Origin of the sequence: Malaciobacter halophilus (assembly GCF_002837275.1) — a bacterium.
In the GTDB taxonomy this organism is placed as follows: Bacteria; Campylobacterota; Campylobacteria; order Campylobacterales; family Arcobacteraceae; genus Malaciobacter; species Malaciobacter halophilus.
This window is the reverse complement of the sequence record NZ_NXIF01000014.1, coordinates 1-12,929: the sequence shown is the minus strand read 5'-3', so window position 1 is coordinate 12,929 and position 12,929 is coordinate 1. Positions and strand designations below refer to the sequence as shown.

At 27.1% G+C, this 12,929-nt stretch carries 12 protein-coding genes; 1 reads left to right on the top strand and 11 read right to left on the bottom strand.

The genetic code is table 11. The features are described from left to right. Positions 1–23: 23 nt before the first annotated feature. The 9 genes from CP960_RS03785 to murJ all read right to left on the bottom strand — a co-directional run bounded on the left by CP960_RS03785 (position 24) and on the right by murJ (position 9,707). On the bottom strand, positions 24–701 hold the full coding sequence (locus CP960_RS03785; protein ID WP_101183896.1) for a YggS family pyridoxal phosphate-dependent enzyme: 678 nt from the start codon (positions 699–701) through the stop codon (positions 24–26). Between the two features lie 4 nt (positions 702–705). Next, on the bottom strand, positions 706–1,764 hold the full coding sequence (gene rseP / locus CP960_RS03780; protein WP_101183895.1) for an RIP metalloprotease RseP: 1,059 nt from the start codon (positions 1,762–1,764) through the stop codon (positions 706–708). A gap of 12 nt (positions 1,765–1,776) precedes the next feature. Continuing rightward, the gene (gene pgsA, locus CP960_RS03775; RefSeq protein ID WP_101183894.1) at positions 1,777–2,319 is read right to left on the bottom strand and encodes a CDP-diacylglycerol--glycerol-3-phosphate 3-phosphatidyltransferase; all 543 of its coding nucleotides are present in this window, start codon (positions 2,317–2,319) and stop codon (positions 1,777–1,779) included. Between the two features lie 80 nt (positions 2,320–2,399). Further along, the gene (locus CP960_RS03770) at positions 2,400–3,179 is read right to left on the bottom strand and encodes an enoyl-ACP reductase (protein ID WP_101183893.1); all 780 of its coding nucleotides are present in this window, start codon (positions 3,177–3,179) and stop codon (positions 2,400–2,402) included. After that, positions 3,179–4,066: a 4-hydroxy-tetrahydrodipicolinate synthase gene (gene dapA, locus CP960_RS03765; RefSeq protein WP_101183892.1), complete on the bottom strand. Its 888-nt coding sequence runs from the start codon at positions 4,064–4,066 to the stop codon at positions 3,179–3,181. Before dapA ends, CP960_RS03770 begins: the two co-directional genes overlap by 1 nt. A gap of 50 nt (positions 4,067–4,116) precedes the next feature. Beyond that, entirely contained in the window at positions 4,117–5,400 is a 1,284-nt protein-coding gene (locus CP960_RS03760; protein ID WP_228152006.1) for a M16 family metallopeptidase, read from the bottom strand. 97 nt (positions 5,401–5,497) lie between these two features. Then, positions 5,498–6,556: a quinone-dependent dihydroorotate dehydrogenase gene (locus tag CP960_RS03755; RefSeq protein WP_101183891.1), complete on the bottom strand. Its 1,059-nt coding sequence runs from the start codon at positions 6,554–6,556 to the stop codon at positions 5,498–5,500. Positions 6,557–6,651: 95 nt separating this feature from the next. Further along, positions 6,652–8,361, bottom strand: a complete 1,710-nt coding sequence (locus tag CP960_RS03750; protein ID WP_101183890.1) for an ABC transporter ATP-binding protein — start codon at positions 8,359–8,361, stop codon at positions 6,652–6,654. Between the two features lie 44 nt (positions 8,362–8,405). Next, on the bottom strand, positions 8,406–9,707 hold the full coding sequence (gene murJ / locus CP960_RS03745) for a murein biosynthesis integral membrane protein MurJ (protein WP_101183889.1): 1,302 nt from the start codon (positions 9,705–9,707) through the stop codon (positions 8,406–8,408). 83 nt (positions 9,708–9,790) lie between these two features. Between murJ and CP960_RS03740 the strand changes: the two genes are divergently transcribed. Further along, positions 9,791–10,135 carry a hypothetical protein gene (locus CP960_RS03740; protein WP_101183888.1) on the top strand — a complete coding sequence of 115 codons (345 nt, stop codon included), beginning with the start codon at positions 9,791–9,793 and terminating at the stop codon, positions 10,133–10,135. Positions 10,136–10,162: 27 nt separating this feature from the next. On the opposite strand, the gene CP960_RS03735 is transcribed toward CP960_RS03740, so the two are convergent. Together CP960_RS03735 and CP960_RS13705 are read right to left on the bottom strand one after the other, a co-directional pair. After that, positions 10,163–10,969, bottom strand: a complete 807-nt coding sequence (locus CP960_RS03735) for a tetratricopeptide repeat protein (protein WP_133121133.1) — start codon at positions 10,967–10,969, stop codon at positions 10,163–10,165. Between the two features lie 10 nt (positions 10,970–10,979). Further along, positions 10,980–12,929, bottom strand: a 1,950-nt coding sequence (locus CP960_RS13705; protein ID WP_165777361.1) for a hypothetical protein, incomplete at its 5' end; no start/stop codon positions are given.

The window sequence follows — 12,929 nt, the reverse complement described above, 5'->3', positions numbered from 1 at the left end:
TAAATAAAAGATGGGAATATTTTTTATTTAAATAAACTAGAACCAACTCTTATCATATTTGAACCGCATTTAATAGCAAGTTTAAAATCATTGCTCATTCCCATAGAACAATATTTTGCACCATACTCTTGTAGTTCATCAAAGATTGTTTTTGTTATTTCAAAGCTTTGTTTTATTAGTTGCTCATCATTTACATGTGCTCCAATACTCATCACACCTTTTAGTTTAATATTAGGACAAGACTGAATTATTTTTTTATATGTTTCAATAGCAACTTCAGGCATAACACCTGCTTTACTATCTTCTTTTGCAGAATTAATTTGAAGTAAACAATTCATCTTTTTATTTTTAGCTTCAAGTTTTTTATTTAATTCATTGGCAAGTTCAAGAGAGTCTAAACTTTGCATAAGAGTTGGTTTTAAATCTATAAGATTATTGATTTTATTTTTTTGAAGTCTTCCTACAAAGTGCCACTCTAAAGGAAGCTCTTCTAAATCTGACATTTTTTGTTTTAAGTCTTGAACTTTATTTTCTCCAAATGCTCTTTGTCCAGCTTTATATAAAGTTGCAACGTCTTCACTTTGACTATATTTACTAATTCCTATAATTTTTACAATATGGTGTTCTGATAGTTGAAGTCTTGCATCTTCAACATCTGTAATTAGTCTATCTAAATTATCAATCGCTTTTTGTATTTGCATAATATTAACCTTTTAAAAATATTCTATTTATATCGTTGTAAATACCTAATAACATAAGTGAACCTAAAATTACCCATCCCGCTAGAGTTAAATACATAAATACTCTATCACTTGGTTTTCTTCTTGTAATTATTTCATATAGATTAAACATAATATGTCCACCATCCAAAGCAGGAATTGGTAAAAGATTTAAAACACCTAAGTTTACAGAAATTAAAGCTGTAATTGCTAAAAGTGCAATAAAACTAGATTCACTTGCATCTGAAATAACTTTTCCAATAGTAATTACTCCTCCAACTTCACTACTTGGAATAATTCCTTGAATAAGTTTTTGTACTCCTAGAAATATCATTTTTGATGACTCTATTGTTTTGTCATAGGCATATGAGATAGCTTCAATAGGAGAGTGATAAATAGTTACAAGTTTAGGAGCAGGAGCAATTCCAATCATTCTTTTTTTTATTTTTTCTCTAAAAATATTTTGCGAGTCATTAATTTCAGGTTTTATTACAAACATCTGAAGTTTATTATCTCTTTGAATATAAAATTTTAATGCACCTTGTGTTTGAGTAATAGTTTTACCTATTTGTTCCCATGTTTTGATTTCAGTATCATTGATTCTTACAATTTTATCATTTTTTTGAATACCAGCTTTTTGAGCAGGAGAATCTTTCATAACTTCTCCTATTGTAGGAGATAAAGAGTTTGCTCCCAAAATTGCTATTGCAAAATATAAAATTGCAGCAAGTATAAAATTTGCAAAAGGACCTGCAAAAAGTATAACTATTCTTTGCCATGGTTTTTTATTATTATAAGAGTCATCTCCATTTTCTATTAGGCCTGGTTTTGTATCGTCTTGACCTTTCATTTTTACATAACCACCAAGTGGTACTAAAGCAAATTGCCATTGTGTACCTTTCCAATGTTTTGAAAAAAGTTTTTTACCAAAACCAATAGAGAAAGTATGAACTGTTACTCCAAAGTATCTTGCTGCTAAAAAATGTCCTAATTCATGTATAAATACTAAAATTGATAGAACAATTAAAAAAGTAATAGTACCCAATATAATCTCCAATTAATCTTTGTAATAGTCTCTTAAATACTCATATCCAGAGTATAAAGTTAAAATAACTGCTAGCCACAATAGTTGTGTAGCAAAAGGCCAATTCATAAGTAAAAAACCAATTGCAATCATTTGAACAACTGTTTTTATCTTTCCTGCCATAGTTGAAGCTACATTTCTTCCTTCATCTGCAGCAACAACTCTAAGTCCTGTTATAAAAAATTCCCTTGAAAGTATTAGAAAAACTGCCCATGCAGAAGCTCTATCAATCATCATAAGACCTAAAAAACCTGCTAATATAAGCATCTTATCTGCAAGGGGGTCAAGAATCGCTCCAAGTTTTGTAATTTGGTTCCATTTTCTAGCTATAAAACCATCAAAAAAATCAGTAACTGAAGCGATAACAAAAATTAAGCCTGCAAAGTAGTCCAACCAAGTTGGATGCCAAGATGAGAAAAGTACATTGTCTCTATCAACTAAAAACCATAACATTAAAGGAGCTAATGCTATTCTAAAAAGTGCTAATATATTTGGTAAGTTAAATTGTTTATTCATATAATTTTTTTATTCTTTCCTCAAGGTGACTTTAGTTTATGGGTATTAAAAAAGCAATTATTCTTGCTTTTTTAATATTATTATTTAAATGTAGTTCCACCATCAACAATTAAAGTATGACCTGTTACCCAAGATGCTTCTTTTGTACATAAGAAGTAACAAGCACTTGCTAAATCTGTTGGTTGACCCATTCTATTTAATGGAGATAATTCTGCTGTTTTATCTCTCACTTCTTCATAATTTGTAAAAGCTTTAAGAGCATCAGTATCAATTGGACCACCACTTACAGCATTTACTCTAATTCCCATATCTCCAAGTTCTGTTGCAGCATATCTAACCATTGCTTCAACTGCTGCTTTGTTAGTTCCATGCCCTGCATAGTTTTCAATATATACTAAATTTCCTGTACTACTTAAACTTACAATTGAACCACCACCAGTTTTTTCCATTCTTTTTGCTGCTTGTTGTGCTCCACAAACAAATGCATTTACAGTTGCTGTGTAGATATTATTTAATCCTCTTGGTTTTAATTTCATAAATCTTCCATATCCACCAACAACTGCTCTACCATAAATCATGGCATTAGAAATAAAAAAATCAACTCTATCAAAGTCTTTATCAATTTCTAAAAATAACTCTTTATACTTTTCTGGTTCAAGTACATTAAAAGCATAACATTTACATTTTACACCAAATTTTGCTTCTACATCATCTGCTATTTCTTGTGCAACTTGTGCATTTGAATTATATGTAAAAGCAACATTTACACCCTCTTGTGCAAATCTATAAACGCACGCTTTACCAATACCTTTTGTTCCACCAGAAATTACTAGAGTTTTACCATTCATATTTTCGTTCATTATTTAATTACCTCATAACCTTTTAATACATCTTCTAATTTGCTCATTGTCTCTCTACTTGGAGGAGTCAATGGTAATCTGTATTCTAACGTGTCGATAAGACCTGCAAGATACATCGCAGCTTTTATTGGGATTGGATTACTCTCAACAAAAAGTGCTTTATTTATAGCATATAAATCATCATTAATTTTTTTTGCAGTATCAAAATCTTTGTTAAATACACTGTGAACTAATTTACTTTTGTAGTTAGGTAAAAGATTTGCTGTAACAGAGATAATACCTTTTCCTCCATTTGCTAACATAGCATAATCTATTGAATCTTCACCCGAAACAACACAAAAGTCTGGTCTTTTTGAGCTTAGTTCAATTGCTCTTTCTAAAGAACCTGTTGCTTCTTTTATTGCATAGATATTTGATACATCATCAAATAGTCTAATAGCAGTATCAGCTTCAATATCCACACCAGTTCTACCTGGTACATTATATATCATAAATGGAATTTCTACTGAACTTGCAATAGCTTTATAGTGTTGATATAAACCCTCTTGAGAAGGTTTGTTATAATATGGTGCAACAGATAAAAGACCATCAGCACCAACTTTTTGAGCATGTTGTGCAATACCTATTGCTTCGTGTGTTGCATTTGAACCAGCACCAGCAATTACCTTTACATCTGTATCTTTACATGTGGCAACTGCAATCTCTATACACTCTCTGTGTTCATCATGAGATAAGGTTGCACTCTCTCCAGTTGTTCCAACAGGAACAACAACATCAATACCTTGTGCTATTTGTCTTCTTATAAGCTCTTCATATTTTGCTGTATCTACTTTTCCATTTTTAAATGGTGTTATAAGTGCTGTCATCGCACCAATAATATTTTGCATTGAACGATCCTTTATATATTTGCATTATTTTGTATTTTTAACTTGTAATCTTAAAGCTCTTCTTTTTCATCTTTTCTCCCCTTTTTTAAAATCACTGTTGTTGAATTATCTTTCGTAAGATATTTCTTAGCAACATTAATAACATCACTTTTTTTAAGTTTTTCTATCTCTTCTTCATACTCAAAAAGAGGTTTAATATTATCTCTTACAAAATAACTTCCTAAAATAGAAGCAACTGAACTTGAGTTTTCAAGTGAAAATATAAAGTCTGCTTTTGTATTTATTTTAACTTTCTCAATATCTTTTTTAGAGATATTACCTTCTTTTATACTTGATATAATTTTTAATATCTCTTTTTCAACATCTTTTGCTTTAACACCTTGATTACAAACAGCTGAAAATAGGAAAAGACCAGGGTCTTTTAACTCTACATTATATGCATACACAGTATTTACTAATTTTTTTTCATCTACTAAAACTTTTTGTAAAAGTGAACTTTTCCCTGAACTTAATAATTCACTTAATGCACTTAATGCAACTTGGTCTTTGTGCTCAAAATTTGGGATATGAAATGCAATTGTTAACATTTCAACAGCACTATCTTTTTTAATAATTAATCTTTTAGCTCCATCTTGCTTTGGCTCAACCGTATAAGATTGTCTTACAATATCTTTTGTATTTTTTACATCTTTAAAATACTTTTCAGTCTCTTTAAAAACACTATTTTTATCTATATCTCCAGCAACTACTACAATTGCATTTTTAGGTTGATAAAAAGTACTATGAAAATCTTTTATATCTTCAATAGTCCAGTTTTTTATATCATTCATAAAACCAATTGGAGTCCAATGATAAGGATGATAAATATAAGCATTATTAAAAAGTCTAAACTGCATATATCCCATAGGATTATTATCAGTTCTCCATCTTCTCTCTTCTGCTACAACATCTCTTTCTGGTTGAAACTCTTCATCTTTTAAAGTAAGATTTTGCATAAGCTCAGCAAAAAGTTCTAAAGATTTAGCCATGTTTTTAGAACTTGATTTTATATAATAGTGTGTAAAATCAAAGCTTGTACTTGCATTATTTACTCCACCAAAACCTTTTACAATTTCATCAAACTCACCAGCTTTAAGGTTTTTTGTTGATTTGAAGTTTAAGTGTTCTAACATATGGGCAATTCCACTTTTACCCATCTTCTCATCTTTACTTCCAACTTTGTAAAAAATATCAGTTGATACTACATTTGAGCCATTGTCCATAGGAATAGCTACAATTCGTAAACCATTTTCTAAAGTTTGTGTATAATATTTTGGTAAGCTATTACTACTCATAAGTTCCCCCATAAATATAGTGAAAAAAAGTATATATAAAATAGAACTTTTAGTTCTTTTTATAACATTTAAAAGTTTCATGTTTTTCACCTTTTAATTATTTTAAATCTGCTCCAATAGCTTCACTAATGTGGCTATAGCCATCTTCTTGCATAAGTTTTAAGATACCTTCATTTATATTTTTAACTGTTGATGGTCCTTCAAAAATCATACCTGTATATATTTGAAGTAGGCTAGCACCTGCTTTAATTCTTTTGTATGCTTCTTGTGCAGTACTTATTCCTCCAACAGAGATAAGAAGAGTTTTTCCAAATAGCTCTTGGGCTATTGCTTTAAACATCTCATATGCTTTATCTTGTAAAACTTCTCCACTTAATCCTCCAAAATCTTGGCAATTTGGAAGTAAGTCATAATCTATTGTTGTATTTGTTGCAATAATTCCAGCAGCACCTGCATTTACAGCTGTTTTACATAAGTTTATAGCTGCTTGAGGTTGCATATCTGGAGCTATTTTTAATAATATTGGCTTATTTGTAAGCTCTTTTGCCATTTCAAAAAGTGCAGTAATAAACTCTTCATTTTGTAAATCTCTAAGATTTGGTGTATTTGGACTAGATATATTTATTGCTATATAGTCGCTATTTTTTTCAAATTTTTTAATCAGTGTTTTATAATCACTTAAAGCATACTCTTCAGGTGTTGTTTTATTTTTCCCAATATTTACTCCAATAGGTAATACATTTGGATAAACTTTTTGAAGGTTTTTTAGTACTGTATGTGCTCCTTCATTATTAAAACCCATTGCATTTTGTACTGAGTTTTTATTTGGGTATCTAAACATTCTTGGTTTTGGATTTCCATCTTGTGGTCTTGGAGTAATTGTTCCAATTTCTGTGTATCCAAAACCTAATGATGTCATTGCATTTACCATTGTGCAGTTTTTATCAAAACCTGCTGCAAGGCCTACTGGATTTATAAATTTTACATTAAAAATCTCTTGAGTTAATCTTGCATCATTGACAAAGTTTCTATTTGTCATATAGTTTGCTGCTATTCTACATTTTGGTAATACTCTTAATCCTAACTCTGCAATATGATGAGCTGTTTCAGGTTGAAATAAAAAAAGTACCTTTTTTAAATTTTTATAATTAAACACTATTATTACCTTTTTGAAAATTTTATTATTTTATCTAAAATAGGTTAAAAATTTGTTTTAATACTAAGAATAAGCCTTATTTTAAGGCTTAAAACTTAGATGTTTGCAAGATTATGAAGTCTTTGATACTCTTCACACTCTTTTTTAAGAGTTGCTTCGTTACCAATACACACAATTTTACCTTTTTTGAAAACAGCTATGTTTGTTGCATGTTTAACAGTGCTTAATCTGTGTGCAATTACAAATGTTATTTTGTCTTTACTTATTTCATCAATTACTTCAGAAATAATAGATTCACTTTCATTATCTAATGCTGAAGTGGCTTCATCTAAAATAAGAATTTGTGGATTTTTGTATAAGGCTCTTGCAATTGCTATTCTTTGTCTTTGTCCACCACTTAAATTTGTACCAAACTCATCTAATTTTGTATAAATCCCATTATCCATATCTTTTACAAAATCATAAGCATGAGCTTGTTTTAATGCATTTATTACTTTTTGTTCATCGACTTCTTGTCCATAAGCTATGTTTGCACATACAGTATCATTGAATATATAAACTCTTTGAGTAACTATTGAAACAGCATCTCTTAAAGATTTTATATCAATACTTTTAATATCTTTATCATTAAATTTTATTTCACCACTATGGGTTTCATAAAATCTTATTATTAAGTTTACTAAAGAAGATTTACCTCCACCACTATCACCAACTAGTGCAAGTGTTTCTCCTTTTTTAACTTCAAGATTTATATCTTCTAAGGCTGGAATTTCATCATATTTTAAACATACATTATTTAGTGTTATTTTATTGATTTCTTCATTTAAAATAAGATCTCCTGATGGGATTTCACTTTTTATACTAAATAGTGAGTTGATTCTATCATTTGCTGCAAGTGCAGCTTGCATTTTATTATATAAAGAAGATAGTTTTTTTATTGGAGTATAAAGCATAAATAAAGCAGTCATAAAAGAGAAAAACTCTCCAACTGTTAACTCTCCATCAATAACTTTAGTACCTCCAAGTACAATTACCGTAGCAATAGCTAAAGCTCCTAGTGTTTCCATGATAGGAGAGACTAATTCATTTGTTTTTACACTCTTAATTGAAATATCAAAATATTTTTTATTGTGCTTTTCAAACTTGTCTGTCTCTATTTTTTCAGTTGAGTTTGCTTTTATAATTTCTATATTATTAAACGTTTCACTTAAATGACTAGTAATATCTGAGATACTTTCTTGAGAAGCGTAAGATAGTTTTTTCATTTTTTTTGCAAGTTTTGATAAAGGAATAATTGCAATTGGCATGACAACAAGTCCATAAAAAGCAAGTTCTGCACTTTGGTAGATTACTACAAAAATAAGTGCAAAAATGGTTAATGATTCTCTAATTAATTCTGCAATTTGACTGGATACTGCTGATTGAATCTTATTTATATCATTGGTGATTCTTGAAATAAGTTCACCACCTTGTTTCTTTTGGAAAAAATCAATATCTAAAGTTAGAGTATGTCCTAGTAGTTTATCTCTTATTTTTCTAATTATATCTTGACCAATATATGAGATATAATAAGATTGAATATATTTTCCAAAACCTTTAGCAAAATATAGTAATATTACTAATGCAGGAATTGTATATAACATTTCCAAATCTTTTGCAATAAAGATTTCATCTAGTAAAGGTTTAACTACATAAGCAGAACCTGCAGTTCCTCCTGCTGCTAGTGCCATACCTATAAATGCGTAAAAAAACTTAAGTTTATAATCTTTATAATATGGTATATACTGTTTTAAAAACTCTTTCATAAAAATCCTAATTTAAAATTTCAAAGCTGTAATTATAGCAAAGATTACTTTGTAAAAAGATTGAGAAATTTTCTTAATCCAAACTCTTTAATTGTTAAGAAAAATAAAATAAATCCACTCAAAGTGCTTGCAAGAGCTAATCCAGCAGCTTCATACGGAATAATTAAAGCTAGGGAAAATAAGATATTCCATGCTAGAGCTTTCATTGAAATTTTTGCAGCTAAAAACTGTTTTTCATGAGAATATAGCCACAAAGAGAAAATTTTAGCAATACCAAATGGTAAAAGACCTATTAAATACATTGTTAAAATTAGTGCTGTATTTTGTGTATCTTCTTGTGTAAAAGCTCCTCTTTCAAATAGCAACCATATAATTAAATCATTGAAAATAACACCAATTAAAGTAGCTAAACTTAAAAGAATAAATAAAATAATAGTTGATTTTTTAAGTAATCTTAATGCTTTTTGTTCATCACTATTTTTTATAGCCTTTGCTATCATTGGAAATAGGGCAATGGATGTAGCTATTGCAAAAAGTGCTAAAGGAAGTTGGAAAACCCTATTTGCATAATATAAATAGGAAATAGAGCCACTAACTAAAAATGAAGCTAACCATGTATCTAAAAAAGCTGATACATGAGCAGTTGAACTACCTATTGTAGCAGCAAAAAAGCTTTTGTAAAATCTATTTTCTTCTTTTTTCTTATGTTTTTTGAAAGTGGAAATTTTAAGCAAATTCTTTTTTTTAACAGCAATTAAATGTGCTAATACTTGTAACAATCCACCAATTAATACTGCATAAGACAAATAATAAGTAATTTCATACTTATCTAAATTTTTTGATATTAAAAGAGCAGCAATAAGTGAAAGATTTAATAACGCTGTTGAAAATGCAGTAGTTGCAAAATGATTTTTATATTGTAAAAGTGCAGCCATAAATGTAACTATAAAGATTAAAGGTAAATAATAAAAGTTTATAGAAACAAGAGGTGCAGCTAAGTCGATTGTTTTATCATCAAAACCTAATGCAATTGCTTTTGTTATTAGTTTAGAAAATAGCGTGACAATTATTGATAAAATTAATAAAAATCCAATAAGTTGTAAAAATATCATTGAAGAGAATCTTATTTTATGCTTTGCTTTTGCATATGCTGGAATAAAAGCTTGAGTAAAAGCTCCTTCTGCAAAAATTCTTCTAAAAAGATTTGGAAGTTTAAATGCTACAAAAAATATATCACTATAGATATTTGCACCTAAAATTGATGCTGTTAGTAAATCTCTTATAAAACCTAAGATTCTCGAAAATAAAATACCACTACTATTTGTAAAAATTGATTTAATTAACATTTTGATATATTAGCTAAATCTTGCTTTAGAGGTTCAAAGAAATTATTGTATAATTACAAAAAAATAGTAAGGAATATAGGGTTTTGAGTTACGAAGAGATATTTATTTTAGGTTGGCTAGCAAATATTTTTATGATATTTGCAAATGTATTAGTAGTTTTAATGGTAGTAAGAAATAATGAACCAGAAAAATTAAAAGAACAAAGTATTCAATTAAATGAATTAAAAAAAGAGTATGATAAATATTACCCTTATCATAAGCAAATGAGTATATTAGCTTATTTACTTCCTTTTACAGGTTTTTTTAAAGTTGGATTTAGACTTTTTGAAATGACTCTTTTTTTATCAAAAAATAAAGATGCCAATGTTTATAATTTTATTGAATATAAATATACAAAAGATATTCAAAGAGCTAAAAATAGTAATTAAAACTATTTATTAGCTTTTATTTTTATTCTATTCATCTAAATCTAACTTTCCTTTAAATTTTATTGGAAATTCATCTGAATTTAGTTGTAATTCATATCCTTTTTTTATTGTTTCGTTTGGGATGTTCCATGTGTTTTTAAGAAGTTTTAAAACTGAACTTTTACTATACTTATTTTCTATTAATGCTATTGCATATGCACTTGCTTTTATATCATCTTTTAAATGATGGTGATATAGTCTTGATAAGTTATGATTAGCTTCTAAATCTTTTAGTTTTACACCCTCTTTGTAATACTTTTCTGCTTTTTTATAATCATGTAAATAATTTGTATATAAATATCCCAATGCTATTGGTGCATCTTTATCTTTACTTTCAAATGATTTTACAAACCATTCTTCTGCTTTTTTATAATCTTTTTTTTCTCTATAAGTATATGCTAACTGAAACAATGCTTCTTTATTACCTAAGTCAATTGCATTTTTACACCATTTAATAGCTGTTTTATAATCTTTTTTCATTTGATATGCATAGCACATATAGTTTGAGTTTGTTCCTGTTGGTTTCATTGAGTTTGAGTATTTAAACCATTTGATTGCTTTATCATAATCTTTTAGCTCTTCTGAGTATGCATATCCTATCTTTGTGGCTGCAATTGGGTCTGTTTTTGCATCTAAATAATCACTAAACTTATAATATTTTCCAATTTCATTTTCATTGACTTTTGGTATTTGCAAAACTATATTATTATTTACTTCTTTTTTGCTATTATCATTGCATCCTACAAGTATAAATATTATATTTATTATTAACAGTAATTTTAGTGCATTTTTCATTTTCACTTTTTTAATCCTTTTTTTCTTTTAGTTTTTCTAATTCTTCTATATCTTTTATTGTAAAACTTGATTGTTTAAAATTTAATGCAAAAAGATAGTTTAAATCTTTATAATCATATATAAAATCATATTTTAATTCTATTTGTGGGGAAAGTACAATAATTGAAGCTTTTTTATTATTTAATTGTGACAATTCTTTTAGATAAGCAAAATCTTGATTATATAAATCAAAGATAATATTATCATTATCTTTAATAAATAAATTACTAGTTTTATTAATATATTCATATTTATTATTATAAAGAAAAATTAATTTAAAATCTTCAATATCTAAAATTGATTTTGATATTTTTATAAATGTTTTTTGATTTAGTACAATATCTATATCATACTTATTTTTTAATTTCTTAACTCTTTTTGTTTCATTTAATAGTTCTAGTTTATATCCTAATAGTGATGATTTAAAGAAGCTTAGTTCATTTCTTAATGCTGTATCAAAGTATTCTTTATTTTCATCATAATTCTCTCCTATAAAATTGATTAGGTTTTTTGAAGTTTTAAAGCCTTTATCATTTATTTGTTTTAACTTTTCATTTGTATTTGTAGTTTCAAATAAATAGTAAGCTTTGTAATTTATATGATATAAAGAACCTATATTAAAAAATCCACTATGTTTATATACATCTTCATATAGAAGTGATTTATAAAGATATTTTTCTATATTACTATCAATTATATAATGAGAAAAATAGTTCCAAACTATTTCTAATAAAATTAATAAGACATAAGATGTTACACTAGAAGCAATAAGTAAAGATACAGTCAATGCAGTTTTTAATCCACTTAAAAAACTTGCATCATAATCATCATTTGACAATAATTTCAACGAAGAGTAAGTACCATTTATAACTACAAGTGGAACACCTACTTTTGTAATAAGATCTACTGTTGTTTTAGACATTGATTGGATTTTTTTATCTTTTAATATCTCTTGTATTGTTTTTTGTGCTGTTCCTGCTGTTCTATTTGCATTTACAGAATTTATTAGCATTTTTTCTGTTATTATTTTTGTCATATATAATATATCATCAATCACGCTCATTGTATTTTGAATATTTTTATCTTTTCTAAAGATATATATTCCTAATGTAATAAAAGCAATAATTGCAGATGCAACTTTTATTTTATTGGTTGTTTCGGTTAATTTATTTAATTTATCTTTTATATTTTTTGGGATTTTAGTTCTATCAAAATCTTTATCTTTCATAGCCTCAAATAAATCAATAGTCTTTTGACTAAATCCATTTATTGTATATAATGTACTTGTTATATCTTCTGTAAGATTTTTTGATTGAAAATTTTCATCAAATAGATGGTCATTTATATCTTCTAATTTTACAAAATAGTTTCTATTTTCTTTTTTTTCATATTTTGATATAAAATTTTTTGCAGTTATTTTTTGATTATCATTAGAAAAGTAAGCATATTTTATAAGTCTTAACATCATATCTAGATATACATCTGATATTTTATATTCATTTGTGATTCTATCTTTTATTTCATCACTTAAAAGTATTCTTCTATCTGTCAAATTTTTTACAAAAGTATAGATATGTTTTAATTTAGGACTAAAAAAACTAATCTTATCTATTTCTTCATCAAAATTTACTCTTGGATAACTTAACAAACAAACTATATTCATACAACTTATTATATATGCTTCTTCATCTTTTACTTTAATCTCTTCATATATTCTTAATAGTTTTTTTAATTCTTCACTTTGTAGTTGTTTCTCTATTTTTTTTATTATATTTTGAGGTATTTCTAATTTTGCTTCATTTTTATAAAAGTTTTCTTTATTTGAATATAGAAAATTTGATTGAAATTTGATTGAAGAGCTATCAAATTCATATGATTTTTTTGTAAGTTGTATTTTTAAACTATCATATTCCTCAAATAG

What these genes read in the sequence shown, in the direction of transcription:
- CP960_RS03735 (WP_133121133.1), bottom strand. Translation starts at nt 10,969, where the DNA reads ATGAAAAATGCACTAAAATTACTGTTAATAATAAATATAATATTTATA.
- pgsA (WP_101183894.1), bottom strand. Translation starts at nt 2,319, where the DNA reads ATGAATAAACAATTTAACTTACCAAATATATTAGCACTTTTTAGAATA.
- dapA (WP_101183892.1), bottom strand. Translation starts at nt 4,066, where the DNA reads ATGCAAAATATTATTGGTGCGATGACAGCACTTATAACACCATTTAAA.
- CP960_RS03785 (WP_101183896.1), bottom strand. Translation starts at nt 701, where the DNA reads ATGCAAATACAAAAAGCGATTGATAATTTAGATAGACTAATTACAGAT.
- CP960_RS03770 (WP_101183893.1), bottom strand. Translation starts at nt 3,179, where the DNA reads ATGAACGAAAATATGAATGGTAAAACTCTAGTAATTTCTGGTGGAACA.
- CP960_RS03760 (WP_228152006.1), bottom strand. Translation starts at nt 5,400, where the DNA reads ATGAGTAGTAATAGCTTACCAAAATATTATACACAAACTTTAGAAAAT.
- CP960_RS03750 (WP_101183890.1), bottom strand. Translation starts at nt 8,361, where the DNA reads ATGAAAGAGTTTTTAAAACAGTATATACCATATTATAAAGATTATAAA.
- murJ (WP_101183889.1), bottom strand. Translation starts at nt 9,707, where the DNA reads ATGTTAATTAAATCAATTTTTACAAATAGTAGTGGTATTTTATTTTCG.